Raw genomic sequence first — 15,042 nt, forward strand, 5'->3', positions numbered from 1 at the left:
GACACAAGACCGCTTCTGAAAAGGTACACGCAATCCCATTTAACCCTTGCTATGCGGGTGCCATCCACACAAGTCATTTAAGAAGCTGTACTAAAAGTCATCTCTCTGCGCATTTCGGCCTTAAGGCTGTTGCACAGCATCTGTCTCAACGCGCGTTCACCCAGCCTTGGGAATCTCGCCATTCGCGCAGGCCAACACTGCCGTGCAATGGGCAACACTATGGCTTCGTCTTCGTAGCGCAGGGATGTCCTCCGCCCTAGCGGCGACGCACCTGGCGGCAGATCAGGATCACGGGCAAGAGACCTACGGCCACTATAACGAGGCTGGGGACCGCCGCACCGTTCAGGCGTTCGTCTGATGCAAGCCGATACGCCTGCACTGCCAGCGTGTCGTAGTTGAACGGGCGCATGATCAGGGTGGCCGGAAGCTCTTTCATCACATCCACGAAGACGATCAGCAGGGCTGTCAGCAGGCTGGGCGTGAGGATCGGCAAGTGTACCCGACGCAGGGTGGCAAAGGGGCCTTTGCCCAGCGACCGGCTAGCCGCATCCATGTTGGCGTGCACCAGAGCTTGCCCGCCTTCGTAAGCACCCAAGGCGGCGGCTAGGAACCGAACCATGTAGGCAAAGACCAGAAGCCAGATCGACCCGGTGATCAGCAGCCCCGTCGATATGTCAAAGGTGGTCCGCATCCATGCATCGAGCGCATTGTCGAAGGCCGCAAAGGGCACCAGCAGCCCCACGGCGATCACGCCCCCGGGCACGGCATAACCCAGTCGCGCGATATAGGCTGCTGTCGTCGAGGACCGGCCCGGGCGGCTGCGCATGTAGTACCCAACTGCTATGGCCGCCCCGAGCGTCAGGACTGCGGCGGTGGAGGCCAGGACAAGCGAGTTGCGGATGAAGCCGAGATACCGTGTGCTGGTCAACACCTGCTCGGACCCGAGCCCCATGTTGAACAGGGCGATGATGGGAAAGAGCGCGCCGAAAAGCACTGGGAGGCCGCAGAGCGTGATGGCGGCCCCAGCCGACCACCCCGTCAGCTTGAGCGGCGGGTGGTGCCGTTGTCCGCGGCTGGGATCGTGGTACTTGGCCTGCCCCCGTTGCATCCGTTCGAGGATCGCCAGTAGCAGCGCGAAGGACAGGAGGCACAGCGCCAGTTGCGCGGCTCCGGCCCGGTCGCCCAAAGAGAACCAGCTGGTGTAGATGCCGGTGGCAAAGGTCTGCACGCCGAAATAGGCGACGGTGCCGAAATCGGCGATCGTCTCCATCACTGCCAGCAGCACACCGGCGGCGATGGCCGGGCGCGCAAGTGGCAGGCTGACCCGGAAGAAGGCTACAAGCGGACGGGATCCCAGCGCACGTGCGGCCATGAAGGTGGACCCGCTTTGCTGCAGGAAGGCGGCGCGGCTGAGCAGGTAGACATAGGGGTAAAGCACCAGCACGAGCATGGCCGCCGCCCCACCAAGCGAGCGAATTTCGGGAAACCAGTAGTCCCGCGGCCCCCAACCCGTCAGATCCCGTAGGGTCGTCTGCACGATCCCCGGATGGTCGAGGATATGGGTGTAGGCATAGGCCAGAACGTAGGCCGGAAAGGCGAGTGGCAACACCAGCGCAATTTCGAACAGGCGCGCACCGGGAAAGCGAGTCATCGTGACCAGCCACGCCGCACCCACACCGATGGCGAAGGTTCCGGTGGACACGAGGACTACCAAAAGGATCGTATTGCCTGTGTAGCGCCACAGCACGGTCGAGAGCAAATGCGTCAGCGTATCCGTTCCGCCCGTCAGCGCAGCAAGAGCCACCGCAAGCATGGGTAGAAGGCAGATCAGCGCAACGGTCCACCCCATGATGGACAGCGCACGGGGTGCGGCACCTTTTGGTGCGTCGGACTGGAAGAATGAGGTCAGCGCCACGTGATACCCTGCATCTGCGATCACCGGGTTATCTTACGTTTTCTATCGGGTTTCCAGCCCTTTGGCGTGCCCGCCTTGGAGCAAGGCGCCCCGAAACATGCGCCACATCTGATATGCTCAGGGCACACCAAGCAGGAGAGATGCGTTATGTCATACATTGATGGCTTCATGGCCCCCGTGCGCACAGAAGACCGCGACACCTATGTCGCATGGCTCAAGGACCAGCACGCCCTATTCAAGGAATACGGCGCCGATGTCATTGTCGATGCCTGGGAGGACAATGTGCCCGAAGGCGAAGTCACCTCGATGCACAAGGCTGTCGCCGTGAAGGAAGGGGAAAAGGTGTGCCTTGGCTGGATCATGTGGCCCGACAAGGACACGCGGGATGCGGCCTGGGCCAAGGTCATGGATGACCCGCGCATGTCGCCTGACCAAAACCCAATGCCCTTTGACGGGCAGCGCATGATCTTTGGCGGCTTCGCGCCCGTGCTGATCACGGACTAGTCGTAGCTGCGCTGATCCTCGATCACGAGGCCGTCCTTGGGCAAGGTGTTCGGGGCGTGCACCTCGATTGTGCCTTTGAGCTTGAGGGTGTCGATCACGGATTGTAAATAGGTTGCCTGATCTCCGCCAGGGCTTTCCAGCTGGACTGTCATTGCGTCCTGTTCGCCGTCGCGCCGCGCGATAACGCGGGCGCGGGTGACCTCGGGGTGCTTGGCCACCAATGCCGCTACCTGTTCGGGGCGGACGAACATACCCTTGATCTTGGTCGTCTGATCGGCGCGGCCCATCCAGCCCTTGATCCGCATATTGGTCCGGCCACATGGGCTGTGTCCGGGCAGCATGGCACTCATGTCGCCAGTGGCAAAGCGGATCAGCGGGTAGTCAGGATTGAGCGAGGTCACGATGACTTCGCCGACCTCACCTTCGGGCACCGGGTCACCTGTACCGGGAGTGACGATTTCGACGACGCCCCCTTCGTCCACGATCATCCCTTCAAGGGCTGAAGACTCATAAGCGATGTTGCCGAGATCCGCCGTGGCGTAGGATTGCATGCAGGTGATGCCGCGGTCTTTGTAATGATCGCGCAGCGACGGGAAGAGCGCACCGCCACCCACGGCTGCCTTCGTGATCCCAAGCGTCACACCCATCTCATCCGCCTTGTCGAGGATGATTTTCAGGTAGTCTGGCGTCCCTGCGTAAGCCGTGGTGCCTACGTCTCGCGCAGCTGTCACTTGGAGTTCGGTCTGCCCTGTACCAGCAGGCAACACCTTGGCCCCTACTGCACGCGCACCGTTTTCAAAGATCATACCCGCAGGCGTCAGATGATAGCCAAAGCAGTTCTGCACCACGTCGCCCGGACCAAAGCCCGCCGCATGTAGGAACCGCCCCATGCGCCACCAGTCATGGCTGATACCGCCCGGTTCGTAGATCGGGCCGGGGGATTGGAAGATATGGGCGACGTTGGACACCGGCAGTCCACCAAAGGGCGGCTTTTCCGCCTGCCATTTTGCGAGTTCGGATTTGCGCAGAACCGGTAAATGAGCGAGGTCGTCGAGATACTTGAGCTTGCCGATATCGGGCAGGCAGCTGCCAGCCGCCTCGGCCACGCGGGCCAGTTGAGCGTTCACCGCCTCAAGCTGAGCCGTATGACGCGCGTCGGTCGAGCGTGTTTCCAGATCGTCGTAGTACACTTTGTCCAACATCTCTTTCATACCGCTCTGATCTGTTGCGGACCTTTGACATCGAGGCGTTCGATCTCGCCCCGCACTTCCAGTTCCAGTTTCACGGTCACCACATGCCAGCCGAGTTTGCCAAGATCAGCAAGGGTCTGGTCATCCAGGCGCGCCTGCACCGCCGCGTTGAGATCCTTGTAAAGGACCGTGCCACCGTCCAAGGCCCCGAGGATCGCGCCGCGCACCGCGTCGAACTTCCACGCCGGGATGTTCGTGACCCCATCGCGCCCTTCGGCGGGGGTGCGGCAGGCGATCTTGTCCATGTCAGTTGGCCAGAACGGTCAGCGGTTCACCCTTGCGCACCACGTGGGTTGTGATGGCGACCATGGGTTCGTCGCCCATATTGGTCAGACCGCCATGCACCTGCCCTTCGGGGAAATAGAGCGGCGTTCCAACAGCGAACTCGACAATGTTCCCATTGGGCGCTTCAGCCCGGGCGGCTGTCATCACGATGGCATGTTCGTCACCTGGATGGGTGTGCAGCGGGATGGTCGCGCCGACGGGCACAGTCAGTCGTGTCACGACAACTTCCATCGTGTCGGACCCTGGCACATCGGCGCGGCGGAGTTCCTCGCGCTGGATGTCCTGCGCCCAGGCGGCACCTGCCATCAGCAGCGCCATTGCAGACAGAATGAGGTGTTTCATCGCAACTCTCCCTTAGCTGAGCCACCGCTTGCGGCGGCGATACGACCGCACGTCGCGGAAGGATTTGCGCCCTTCGTCCGACATGCCGAGATAGAATTCTTTGACGTCCGGGTTTTCGCGCAGTTCGGCGGCAGGGCCGTCCATCACGACACGACCGGATTCGAGGATGTAGCCATAATGCGCAAAACGCAGGGCCACATTTGTGTTCTGCTCGGCCAGAAGGAAGGTCACGCCTTCATTCTCGTTCACAGACTTCACGATGCCGAAAATCTGTTCGACCAACTGCGGCGCCAGCCCCATCGACGGCTCGTCCAGCAGGATCGTCTCGGGCTTGGACATCAGTGCCCGACCAATCGCGGTCATCTGCTGCTCACCACCAGAGGTGTAGCCCGCCTGGCTTTTTCGGCGCTCACGCAGCCGCGGGAAGTAATTGTAAACCATCTCAAGATCAGCAGCGACTGCGCCCTTGCCGTCGGTCCGGGTATAGGCACCGGTCAGCAGGTTTTCCTCAACGGTGAGGTGCTCAAAACAGTGGCGGCCCTCCATCACCTGTACGACACCGCGCTTGACCAGATCGGCGGGGTCCTTCTCGGCCGTGTTTTCGCCGTGATAGTGGATCGACCCCTTGGTCACTTCACCGCGTTCGGACGCCAGCAGGCCCGAAATGGCTTTCAAAGTGGTGGTCTTGCCTGCGCCATTGCCGCCCAGCAAAGCGGTGATGCCGCCCTTGGGCACCTTGAGGCTGACGCCTTTCAACACGAGGATCACGTGGTTGTAGATCACCTCGATATTGTTGACCTCTAGAACGGTCTCGGTCTGTGCCTGGGCATCCAGCATGGGCCACCTGTCCTGTCAAAATACTCATGGATCCCAGCGGCGACAGATGCCGCCGCCGGGTCACAGGCTTAGCAGCCCGCTTCGATGTTGTTCTCGCTGGCATAGGATGCGCTGTCCTCGTCGATCAGCGGCTGGATCACATCCATGTCCGTGGCCGAAAATTCAGAGATCAGCGACCATGTGCCCGCCGATGCATCCCACTGGGTCATGCCGATCAGGCCCGGACCACCGTGGTTTTCGCAGGACACGTTGAAGGATGGACCAAAGCCTGGCAGACCCAGTTCGGTCATCTTGGCCTCGGTGATTTCCAATGCTTCCATGCCGTCACGCATCATCGCGGGCGTGATCTCGGCCTCACCATGGATGTCCTGCGCGGTCTTGGCCGCCTCGGCCGCCAGCATCGCGGCGTAGAGGCCACGGTTGTAGAGCACCGTGCCGATCTGATCACCAGCACCAGCCGCCTTACCCGCATCCACAACGTATTTCTGGATGTCGTCAAAGACAGGGAAGTCGCTGCCCACACCGTGGAATGTCAGCGCCTTGTAGCCGTTGGCCGCGTCGCCTGCTGGCAGCACGTCGTTTTCAGATCCGGACCACCAGATACCGATGAAGTTTTCCATCGGATACCGGATGTTCGCCGCTTCCTGGATCGCCACCTGGTTCATCACACCCCAGCCATACATGATGACATTGTCGGGACGCTCACGGCGGATTTGCAGCCATTGCGACTTTTGCTCCTGACCGGGGTGATCGACGGCCACCAGCATCAGCTCGAAGCCGTGCTTTTCCGACAGCTCTTCGAGCGTGCGGATCGGCTCTTTGCCATAGGCGGAGTTGTGGTAGACCAGCGCGATTTTCTTGCCCGCTATGTCACCCTGGCTCATCAGGTAGTTGATCGCACCCGACGCCCCGTTCCAGTAGTTGGCAGGGTAGTTGAAGGTGTGGCTGAAAACCTCACCATTCGCCGCCGAGGTCCGGCCATAACCCATGGTGTGCATGGGGATGCCGTCAGCCGTGGTCTTGGGGATCAGCTGATAGGTGATGCCGGTCGACAGCGGTTGGTAAACCAGTGAGCCTTCACCCTTGGTCGACTCGTAGCATTCCACACCCTTTTCGGTGTTGTAGCCCGTCTCGCATTCCAGCACGCGCGTTGCCACGCCACCGATGCCGCCATCACGTTCGTTCAGCAGTGTAAAGTAGTCGGCGTAGCCATCGGCAAAGGGGATGCCCCCCGCCGCATATGGGCCTGTCCGGTAGCTGAGCGATGGGAACACGAGGTCCGCCATCACCGGGCTTGCCACCATCATGGCTGCGACGGCGTAGGTGCCTAGTTTGTATTTCATCGGTAATTCCTCCCTAATTGGTTGTCCGATGCGAGCCCTGCGGCCCATCCGTAGGGCGGGGTTCACCCCGCCATTCTTGGTGGCCCCCCGTCAGTGCGGGAACGGCCACAATCTCAATTTCTCCTTGGCAACACGCCACAATTGCGCCAGCCCGTGCGGTTCAAGGATCAGGAACATGATGATCAGACCGCCCACGATCACAAGTTGGAAGTGTGCCACGATGTCTGTCGGCCAGCCCATCAGGTCCACACCCACGATTTTCAGGACCACGGGCAGGACCACCAGGAATGCGGCTCCGGCAAAGGAACCAAAGATTGACCCAAGGCCCCCGATGATGATCATGAACAGAACAAGGAATGACTTGGTGATACCGAACACCTCGCCGACTTCGACCGCGCCAAGGTAGACCGCAAAGAACAAGGCCCCCGACACACCGACAAAGAAGGACGACACAGCAAAGGCCGTCAGCTTGGCGCGTAGCGGGTTCACCCCGATGATCTCGGCCGCGATGTCCATATCACGGATCGCCATCCATTCGCGCCCGATCGATCCGCGCGTCAGGTTACGCGCCAGGATCGCGGCGCCGACGGTAAAGACCAAACAGAACAGATAAGTGGCCCATGCTTCGGTATTCGGCCCGGTGACTTCGATGCCAAACACGGTACGCTCAGGCGCGTTGATCTGACCCGAGGCCGAGTAATTGTAGAACCATGACACCTTGTTGAAGAGCCAGACCAAGAAGAACTGCGCGGCCAGTGTCGCCACGGCAAGGTAGAACCCCTTGATCCGCAAACTTGGTAAGCCAAAGGCGGTGCCGACAAGGGCCGTAATGCCCCCAGCAAGGATGACGTGGAAAAAGATGTTCACATCCGGAAACGCGGTCATCAGCTTATAGCAGGCATAAGCACCCACAGCCATGAACCCGCCGGTGCCCAGCGACACCTGCCCACAATATCCCGTCAGGATGTTCAGCCCGATCGCTGCAATGGCGTAGATCAAGAAGGGCAAAAAGATAGAATTGACCAGATAATCCGTCATCACGAAGGGCATGACCAGCACGGCCACAGCCAGCACGACATAGTACCGATAGCGGTCGAACTTAATCGGGAAGGTCTGGCTATCCTGCGGATATGTCGTCGAAAAATCGCCCGCCTCACGATAGAACATCAGCTTGCTCCTCCCAGTGCGCGCGTGGTGAACGCGGCTTTAACCAACCTGTCGGGTTTCTGCGTTTTGCCACATTTTCCGCCCGGTCCCATGGCAATCTGAGCTTGGGTAAATGGAGTGGGATCTATGACCGCAATTCTGGACGACATCCGTCGTCTCGATGCCGCGCATGCGCGGGGTGAAATCAATGCCGTCGATCTTGCGGCGGCCAAGTCCAAGCTATTCGAGGCCGTACCGGACGCGGACGAGATAACCGTCCATGCAACTGCGCGTACCGTGCCACGCCGCCCTCCTGCGGCGCGGCTTGGGCCAACGCTACTGCTGTGCATCTTCGTGCTGACGTTATGTGCCGGTTCGACCTTGTTGCTGACCGGGGACCTCATGCTGGCAATGACATTGTCCATCACAGTGCTTGCCGCGTTGACGGTGACGTTGTTCCGGCAGTTGGATGGGTAGCAAAGGGTTGGGTCACACACGTTCAATGATCTTCTCCCCAAAGAGGCCCTGCGGGCGGAACACCAGAAAGATCAACGCAAGCACATAGGCAAACCAGTTTTCGGTCGCGTTCATGGTGAAGCCAAGGAACGCACCTGCCAGATCACCCGAGGACATGAAAAACTCAAAGAGCTTCTCGCCCACGCCGATAATCAGACCGCCGACGATGGCCCCAGGGATCGAGGTAAAGCCACCCAGCATCAACACCGGCAGGGCCTTCAATGCGATCAGTGATAGCGAGAATTGCACCCCCGATTTCGCGCCCCACATGATGCCGGCAACCAGCGCCACGAAACCCGCTACCGACCAGACCAGGATCCAGATGTAATTCAACGACACCCCCACAGACAAAGCCGCCTGGTGATCATCCGCCACTGCCCGCATGGCCCGACCTTGCTTGGTGTATTGCGAAAAGATCACCAGCGACGTCACCAGCAGGATCGCAATGATCGTCGCCGTGATGTCCAGATTGTCGATAAAGAAGCCGTAGCCAAACAGGTTGAACGTCGCCTCGTCAATGGCAAGGTTGATGCCCTGCGGCAGGCACGCGCCCTCGGCCAGACAAACATCCAGCTTCTTGATCTCAGAACCCCACATCAAGTCGGCGACGCCTTCCAGCAGGTACGCCAGACCGATGGTCGCCATGAACAGGATAATTGGCTCCTGCCCCACCAGATGCTTGAAGATGAAGCGCTGAACCATCCAGGCCAGCAGGATCATCACCAAGACGGTAAGCAGAATGGCGACAACCGAATGCACATGCCATCCGAAGTGATGAATCTTGGTCCCGAAGATCGCGTTGATCAGATGCGCGAATGGCACTTGCCCGGATTGTATACCTACCAGCGTCATCGCCGCAAACAGCGCCATGACCCCTTGGGCGAAGTTGAAGATACCTGAAGCCTTGAAGATCAGGACAAAGCCAAGAGCAACTAGGGCATAAAGCACCCCGGCCATCAGACCGTTGAGGAAAACCTCGCTCGCATAGATCAGTTGGTCAGACATCATTATCCTCCTCGAAGGCTGCCCTGCCCACATTCAAAAAAGTGTGGAAACTGCCGGGCACTAGTTCGGTGGTTGCGATCATCACAAATCGCCCCGTCTCTTCTTTGGGCCGAAAAACACGATGCACAGAGAAGCCGGTTTTCTCGCGCAAATCTATAAACTTGGCAGGCTCCGCTACCCATTTAAGACCAAGCGCAGTTGCGTAGTCCTCGACATTTGCGCGATCGCTATCTGTCCAACGCGAACGAACGCTTTCCACAAGGCAAGATGCGTTTTGATTATCCACAAGCCTGAGAGTCACCCTTAAGGAGTTCGCCGTGTTGGAAAACTGTGGGTGCCCATCGCGTTCAGCCAGCACTATCAGTCCCGTACCGTCAAAGTGATCGGCTTTACCGCCATCCCAAGCGTCAAGAAACGGCACGCAATGGTCTTCGACAACCGTCTGGACAGCCATCGCCACATCTCCGCTCATCTTTTTTGCGTGCAAACGTTCTTTGACCATCAAGAATCCAGGCGTTGCCGCAAGGGCGACTAGGGCACCGCCAAACGCGAACATCAGATGCTTGGATAGTCTCATTTCACTGCCACCCCCATCAAGTCAGCGGTGTGATCCCGAAGCGGTTGATAACTCACCCGCAGACGGGTTAGCCCCTCAAATGTCAGGTTCCAGTTCAGTGTGATCTCGGTCACCCGTCCGTCTCGGCGTGGGGCGGCTAGGAACGCCGCTGCAAAGGCGCGGTCCATCGATACTCGGCTGACGGGTTCAAAGGCGGTTGTTGACACAAACCGTGCACCGGCCCCGCCCCGCCATTCGTTGAACGCCGCCAATAGCTCGGAATAGCTGAGCCCGTGGCTGATGATCTCGCACGCCGGTTCGTCATACATGAACACCACCAGCGTGTTGTCCAAATCTGTTTCCTGATAGCCAAGCGCATAGGAATTCAGTGTACTTTCAAAGTACCGGCGGAAGGTGCGCGGGATCGGCATGATATCACGCGGCGACAGGCTGGCCGGGTCCTCAAGATAGGGCATGCAACGCGTTTCGATCACGCTGCACAGGCCCGCCATCTCAGGCTGAGCCGGATCACAGATCGCTGGTTCCCCTGCCAGCGTAGGACCGGCCCAGAGGGCGGCACATATGGCCAGGAGCCTAGCTCTCAAGGTCCGTCTCCATCACTTGATAGTGCAGGCCCTCAGGCCGAATCTCGGCCATCAGGTGCAACTGAGGTTCGATCCATTGGTTACTGACATAGCGCCCGGGCTCTGGCAGATAGCGCCCGCTGGTCTTGTTGGCCTCTGCCCAAGACACAAAAGTAGGTTCGAAATCCGTGTTGCCGAGCTTGTACACGGAACAGGTGCGTTCACCGGCAGTGGGCGCGGCATCCAGCACCAAAAGATAACCATCGTCGGTCGGGCCATATGCACGCAGGCTTTCGTGCATGCCGTCGACGGGCTGCACGGCAAGGCCATCAACAACTGGTTCCGTCAGATGTTCATAGGGATCAAGACAGCGCGCTTCGAACATATCCCATGCCGATCCGGCCCAGAGGGGCCCAGACACGAATGTTCCGACAAGCGCCAGCGCCTTAATCATGTGACACCCCAAGATAGGCGTCGATCACATCCTGGTTGTTGCGCACATCGTCTGGCGTGCCATCGCCGATCTTCTTTCCATAGTCCATCACGACCACCCTGTCGGACAGGTCCATGACAACACCCATGTCGTGTTCGATCAGCGCGATGGTGGTCCCAAACTCATCATTCATGTCGAGGATGAAGCGGCTCATGTCCTCCTTCTCTTCAACGTTCATGCCCGCCATGGGCTCATCCAGCAGCAAGAGTGACGGCTCAGCCGCCAACGCCCGGGCCAGTTCCACCCGTTTCTTCAGTCCGTAGGGCAGCCGTGCCACAGGCGTCTTGCGGATGGCTTGAATTTCAAGGAAATCGATAATTTTCTCAGCGATTTCGCGGTTGGCCGTCTCCTCGGCCTCGGCTTTCCCCCGCCATATGGCCTGCCCAAACAGACCCGTCTTCATATGGGTCAAACGCCCGGTCATGACGTTATCAAGCACGGACATACCCTCAAAAAGGGCAATGTTCTGAAACGTCCGTGCAATCCCCTGACGGGCCACTTCAAACGGTTTCATCTGTGGCCGTGGGGCGCCCTTGTAATACACCTGCCCCTCTTGGGGGATATAAAAACCAGAGATGACATTCAGCATCGACGACTTACCAGCACCGTTGGGCCCGATGATGGCGCGAATTTCGCCTTCGCGGATGTCAAACGAAATATCCTTGATCGCCTCAACCCCACCAAAGCGCAGGGTGATGTTCTTCATTTCCATAACTACGCCGCCGATCTTGCGGCCATCGGCGGTGGTGTAGCCTTCGGTCTGATCAAGCATGCATCATCTCCATCGTCCGCGCGCTAAGCGGGATGTTAACCAATTTATGTGCAAGCTCGGGACACATTTCGGAGGGTTCCCAATGTTTGACGCACTTGAACGCCGCTACCTGCTGAAACTCGCATTCGATTTCCGTCGAAAGGGGCTGAGCGCTGCGGAAACGCGCAAGGTCATGCGACGGAACATCGGACATTTCACTGGCGACAACCGCCTCGTCTGTGCCGTGCGGCACGTGTTCGAAGACTGACATCAGGTCCGTCCATATTCCAAAGACTTCCCTGCCAGAGAGCCGAGGTGCAATCACCCTCTGCAATCCTCCGCAACGGGATGGTGGGCGGGGCGATGGCGCAGCCGAGCGTCGTTCCAGCATCCTCACTCCGCCGCCATCTTCTGCGCAACGGCGGATGTGGCCGCCGACCGGATCTCGAGCGTCGCTGAAATCGAACCCTTGCGCCCGTCCTCGTAGGTTACCTCGGTTGTCGTCGACACCAGCACCGATCCGTCATAGAGCGCCGCGATGATGTCGGCGTATTTCTCCTCAATGATGCGTCTGCGAACCTTACGCGTGCGGGTCAACTCACCGTCATCAGCGTCAAGTTCTTTATGCAACACAATGAAGCGATGCACTTGGCAGCCAGACAGCATCTCGTCTTCGGCCACGGATTGGTTCACATCCTCAACATGCGCCTGGATGGTCGCAAGAACCTGCGGATGCCCCGCCAGCTCTTGATAAGACGCATAGGCGATGTTGTTCCGCTCGGCCCAGTTGCCAACCGCCGTCAGGTCAATGTTGATGAAAGCCGTACATTCCTCGCGTGCATCGCCAAAGACCACGGCCTCGAGGATGTTGGGGAAGAACTTGAGCTTGTTCTCGACATACTTGGGCGCGAACAGCGCGCCTGACGCCATCTGACCCACATCCTTGGCTCGGTCGATAATGCGCAGATGACCGGTGTCTTCTTCAATGAAACCAGCGTCGCCAGTGGCCACCCAACCTTCGGCATCCTTGGTATCGGCAGTGCTTTCCGCGTTCTTGTAATACTCCACGAACACGCCGGGCGAGCGATAGAACACCTCGCCATTGGGCTCTATCTTCAGCTCCACGCCGGGGCATTGCACACCCACCGTGTCGCTGCGCACCTCGCCATCTGGCTGGGCGGTGATGAATACGGTCGCTTCGGTCTGACCATAAAGCTGCTTCAGGTTAATTCCTAAAGAGCGATAGAAATCAAAGATTTCTGGGCCAATCGCCTCGCCCGCCGTATAGCCAACGCGCACACGCGAAAAGCCAAGCGTGTTCTTGAGTGGCCCATAGACCATCAACTCACCCAACCCGTATTTGATCCGGTCCATGAACCCCACGGGCTTGCCATCCAGAATGGCGGGACCAACCTTGCGGGCGTGCGCCATGAAGTAGTGGAACATCCGCTGCTTGAACGCGCCAGCATCCTCCATCCGGATCATCACGTTAGTCAGTTGCGTCTCGAACACACGCGGCGGGGCGAAATAGTAGGTTGGCCCGATTTCGCGCAGGTCCACATGCATCGTGTCAGCACTCTCAGGGCAATTCGTGCAGAAGCCCGACCACAGCGCCTGCCCCACGGAAAAGATGAAATCACCGACCCATGCCATCGGCAGATAGGCGAGGATGTCGTCGGTTTGGCGCAATCCATCAAATTCGGACGACGATTTCGATGTCTCGATCACGTTTCGGTTGGACAGCACGACGCCCTTGGGTTTTCCCGTCGTTCCAGAGGTATAAAGCATTACGCACGTGCTGTCGTAGTCCAGAACCGCGATCCGTTTGGCCATTTCCGGCGTCAGCTCATCCCGCTTGGCCCGGCCAGCATCCTGCACATGGCTATACTGATGCAGCTTGGAATGATCGTATTTCCGCAAACCTCGCGGATCGAGGTAAATCATCTGCTCGAATTCGGGCAGTTGGCCCTGCACCTCGATCACCTTGTCGACCTGCTCCTGATCGCCTGCGATCACGAACCGCGCACCGGAATGGTCGAGGGTATAGGCCATCTCGTCGGCTGCGGCGTCCTGATAAAGCGGTACTGGGATCGCGCCTGCCATCTGCGCGGACATCATGGACCAGTACAAGTACGGACGGTTGCGCCCGATGACGGCGATATGGTCGCCGGGTTGCACGCCCAAATCAATCAGCCCGAGCGCCAGCGCTTCGACCTCTTCCAACGTTTCCGACCAGGTCCAGCTCTGCCATATCCCGAACTCTTTCTCGCGATAGGCTAGGGCCGATCCGAATTCCTTGGCATTCCGGTGTAGCAGCGCAGGTACGGATTTCAGCCCGCTTGCGCCCTCGGACGACTTGACCACGTATATTCCTCCCCAGCGCACCCCCTCTCCCAAAGCGGTGCGCATGATCGCTCAGACGATTCTTGCTGCGTCTAAGGATGTCGTCCATACGCTGCGCGTCAACTTTTTCCTGATGTTTTCCCAAACCTTACGAATTGTAACAGAGGGCACATGTGATCCGTCACGCATCGTTTTTCGGATATCTGCAAAATCCAAGGCCCGGGCGAACAGCTGCGTCAGAGCACCATGCCCAAGGTGTCACACTGACCTGAACTGATGGCAGCTTTGCGCAAGTTGCCGACGATCATCCAAGTCGAGCGAGGGGCAGCTGGCAGATTTCAGCCGTGGCACGGATCACAGAGGCCGTTGTGTTGATGGGCCATTATTGTGCCGTTATCGTCCTGAGCAACTGCTCTCGCGCGTGGATGGGCGTCCTTCTATACAAGGCAAAACCTCGTTGGAAAATACATGTATCGTTTGATCGTCGCCCTGTTGTTTGCACCTTTTATCGCTCAGGCTGACGACGTACCGCCTCTGCTGCCTGCGCTGTATCAGGTCGTCGATGTTACAACAGATGACGTCTTGAATGTCCGAACACGTCCCGATGTCGCGGCTGAGGTGATAGGGTCGATACCGAACAGCACGTCAGATATCGAGGTCATCGATTTCAGTTTTAAGGGCGACTGGGCAATGGTAAATGTCGATGGACAGACCGGGTGGGTCTCGGGTCGTTTTCTTGAGCGTATGCAGGACGTTTTGGATCCGGCGGGTCTGCCCGCATCGTTGCAGTGTTTTGGAGCAGAGCCTTTTTGGTCACTTCGTCGGACAGAGAATGGAGTTACGGTATCCACACCTCAGGGAAAAGCGACACATGCTCTTGACGGTGAATCGCCCAATACAAACAATGTTGATATCCGCGAAACCGGCGCCCGGCTTGTTTGGTTACGCGCACAAAACAAAGTTAGTTCCAACATCGTGCCAGGCCGATGTCATGACAGCATGAGTGACGCCACATATGGCTTTCACTGCTTTGACAGTGACGGAAACACCGGGTGTTGTAGCCTGCAATAGGCATAATGGAGGCTTTCCTGATCCACGCGGCGTGTCGCATACACTGTGAAATCCCGACAAATTCGGTGACCCGTGACACGAAGATTAGGCTTATCTGACGT

At 58.5% G+C, this 15,042-nt stretch carries 17 protein-coding genes; 4 read left to right on the plus strand and 13 right to left on the minus strand.

The window, feature by feature from the left end; translation table 11 throughout:
• Positions 1-256 precede the first annotated feature (256 nt).
• Positions 257-1,858: an iron ABC transporter permease gene (locus Q1A75_RS18515; RefSeq protein ID WP_299552178.1), complete on the minus strand. Its 1,602-nt coding sequence runs from the start codon at positions 1,856-1,858 to the stop codon at positions 257-259.
• Positions 1,859-2,062: 204 nt separating this feature from the next.
• Between Q1A75_RS18515 and Q1A75_RS18520 the strand changes: the two genes are divergently transcribed.
• On the plus strand, positions 2,063-2,419 hold the full coding sequence (locus tag Q1A75_RS18520; protein WP_299552172.1) for a DUF1428 domain-containing protein: 357 nt from the start codon (positions 2,063-2,065) through the stop codon (positions 2,417-2,419).
• Here Q1A75_RS18520 and Q1A75_RS18525 read toward each other — a convergent pair.
• The 6 genes from Q1A75_RS18525 to Q1A75_RS18550 all read right to left on the minus strand — a co-directional run bounded on the left by Q1A75_RS18525 (position 2,416) and on the right by Q1A75_RS18550 (position 7,643).
• The gene (locus Q1A75_RS18525; RefSeq protein ID WP_299552169.1) at positions 2,416-3,630 is read right to left on the minus strand and encodes a phenylacetate--CoA ligase family protein; all 1,215 of its coding nucleotides are present in this window, start codon (positions 3,628-3,630) and stop codon (positions 2,416-2,418) included. The genes Q1A75_RS18520 and Q1A75_RS18525 overlap by 4 nt on opposite strands.
• Positions 3,627-3,914, minus strand: a complete 288-nt coding sequence (locus tag Q1A75_RS18530) for a hypothetical protein (protein ID WP_299552166.1) — start codon at positions 3,912-3,914, stop codon at positions 3,627-3,629. The genes Q1A75_RS18525 and Q1A75_RS18530 overlap by 4 nt, the downstream gene beginning before the upstream one ends.
• Before the next feature lies 1 nt (position 3,915).
• Complete coding sequence (locus Q1A75_RS18535) at positions 3,916-4,296, minus strand: cupin domain-containing protein (protein WP_299552163.1); 381 nt, start codon at positions 4,294-4,296, stop codon at positions 3,916-3,918.
• 12 nt (positions 4,297-4,308) lie between these two features.
• The gene (locus tag Q1A75_RS18540) at positions 4,309-5,133 is read right to left on the minus strand and encodes an ABC transporter ATP-binding protein (RefSeq protein WP_299203797.1); all 825 of its coding nucleotides are present in this window, start codon (positions 5,131-5,133) and stop codon (positions 4,309-4,311) included.
• 68 nt (positions 5,134-5,201) lie between these two features.
• Positions 5,202-6,476, minus strand: a complete 1,275-nt coding sequence (locus Q1A75_RS18545) for an ABC transporter substrate-binding protein (protein ID WP_299552159.1) — start codon at positions 6,474-6,476, stop codon at positions 5,202-5,204.
• A gap of 90 nt (positions 6,477-6,566) precedes the next feature.
• A complete protein-coding gene (locus tag Q1A75_RS18550; RefSeq protein WP_299552156.1) occupies positions 6,567-7,643 on the minus strand; it encodes a branched-chain amino acid ABC transporter permease in 1,077 nt (358 codons plus the stop codon).
• Positions 7,644-7,769: 126 nt separating this feature from the next.
• On the opposite strand from Q1A75_RS18550, the gene Q1A75_RS18555 reads away from it, so the two are divergent.
• Positions 7,770-8,099: an SHOCT domain-containing protein gene (locus Q1A75_RS18555; protein ID WP_299552153.1), complete on the plus strand. Its 330-nt coding sequence runs from the start codon at positions 7,770-7,772 to the stop codon at positions 8,097-8,099.
• A 12-nt stretch (positions 8,100-8,111) separates the two neighbouring features.
• On the opposite strand, the gene Q1A75_RS18560 is transcribed toward Q1A75_RS18555, so the two are convergent.
• The 5 genes from Q1A75_RS18560 to Q1A75_RS18580 all read right to left on the minus strand — a co-directional run bounded on the left by Q1A75_RS18560 (position 8,112) and on the right by Q1A75_RS18580 (position 11,548).
• Entirely contained in the window at positions 8,112-9,143 is a 1,032-nt protein-coding gene (locus tag Q1A75_RS18560; RefSeq protein WP_299552150.1) for a branched-chain amino acid ABC transporter permease, read from the minus strand.
• Positions 9,136-9,645, minus strand: coding sequence for a hypothetical protein (locus Q1A75_RS18565; protein WP_299592686.1), 510 nt, complete (start codon positions 9,643-9,645; stop codon positions 9,136-9,138). The genes Q1A75_RS18560 and Q1A75_RS18565 overlap by 8 nt, the downstream gene beginning before the upstream one ends.
• Before the next feature lie 71 nt (positions 9,646-9,716).
• Positions 9,717-10,304 (minus strand): hypothetical protein, encoded by a 588-nt coding sequence (locus tag Q1A75_RS18570; RefSeq protein WP_299592685.1) that lies wholly within the window; start codon positions 10,302-10,304, stop codon positions 9,717-9,719.
• On the minus strand, positions 10,294-10,737 hold the full coding sequence (locus Q1A75_RS18575; protein WP_299552141.1) for a hypothetical protein: 444 nt from the start codon (positions 10,735-10,737) through the stop codon (positions 10,294-10,296). The genes Q1A75_RS18570 and Q1A75_RS18575 overlap by 11 nt, the downstream gene beginning before the upstream one ends.
• A complete protein-coding gene (locus Q1A75_RS18580) occupies positions 10,730-11,548 on the minus strand; it encodes an ABC transporter ATP-binding protein (protein WP_299552138.1) in 819 nt (272 codons plus the stop codon). Before Q1A75_RS18580 ends, Q1A75_RS18575 begins: the two co-directional genes overlap by 8 nt.
• 82 nt (positions 11,549-11,630) lie before the next feature.
• Between Q1A75_RS18580 and Q1A75_RS18585 the strand changes: the two genes are divergently transcribed.
• Positions 11,631-11,795 carry a hypothetical protein gene (locus tag Q1A75_RS18585; protein WP_299552136.1) on the plus strand — a complete coding sequence of 55 codons (165 nt, stop codon included), beginning with the start codon at positions 11,631-11,633 and terminating at the stop codon, positions 11,793-11,795.
• Positions 11,796-11,920: 125 nt separating this feature from the next.
• Here the strand turns inward: Q1A75_RS18585 and Q1A75_RS18590 are convergent, their stop codons facing one another.
• Positions 11,921-13,936, minus strand: a complete 2,016-nt coding sequence (locus Q1A75_RS18590; protein WP_299552134.1) for an AMP-binding protein — start codon at positions 13,934-13,936, stop codon at positions 11,921-11,923.
• Positions 13,937-14,338: 402 nt separating this feature from the next.
• Here Q1A75_RS18590 and Q1A75_RS18595 point away from each other — a divergent pair, with 402 nt between their 5' ends.
• Positions 14,339-14,941, plus strand: coding sequence for an SH3 domain-containing protein (locus Q1A75_RS18595; protein WP_299552131.1), 603 nt, complete (start codon positions 14,339-14,341; stop codon positions 14,939-14,941).
• Positions 14,942-15,042: the final 101 nt, after the last annotated feature.

The sequence above is a fragment of the uncultured Tateyamaria sp. genome (genome assembly GCF_947504105.1).
Lineage (GTDB): Bacteria > Pseudomonadota > Alphaproteobacteria > Rhodobacterales > Rhodobacteraceae > Tateyamaria.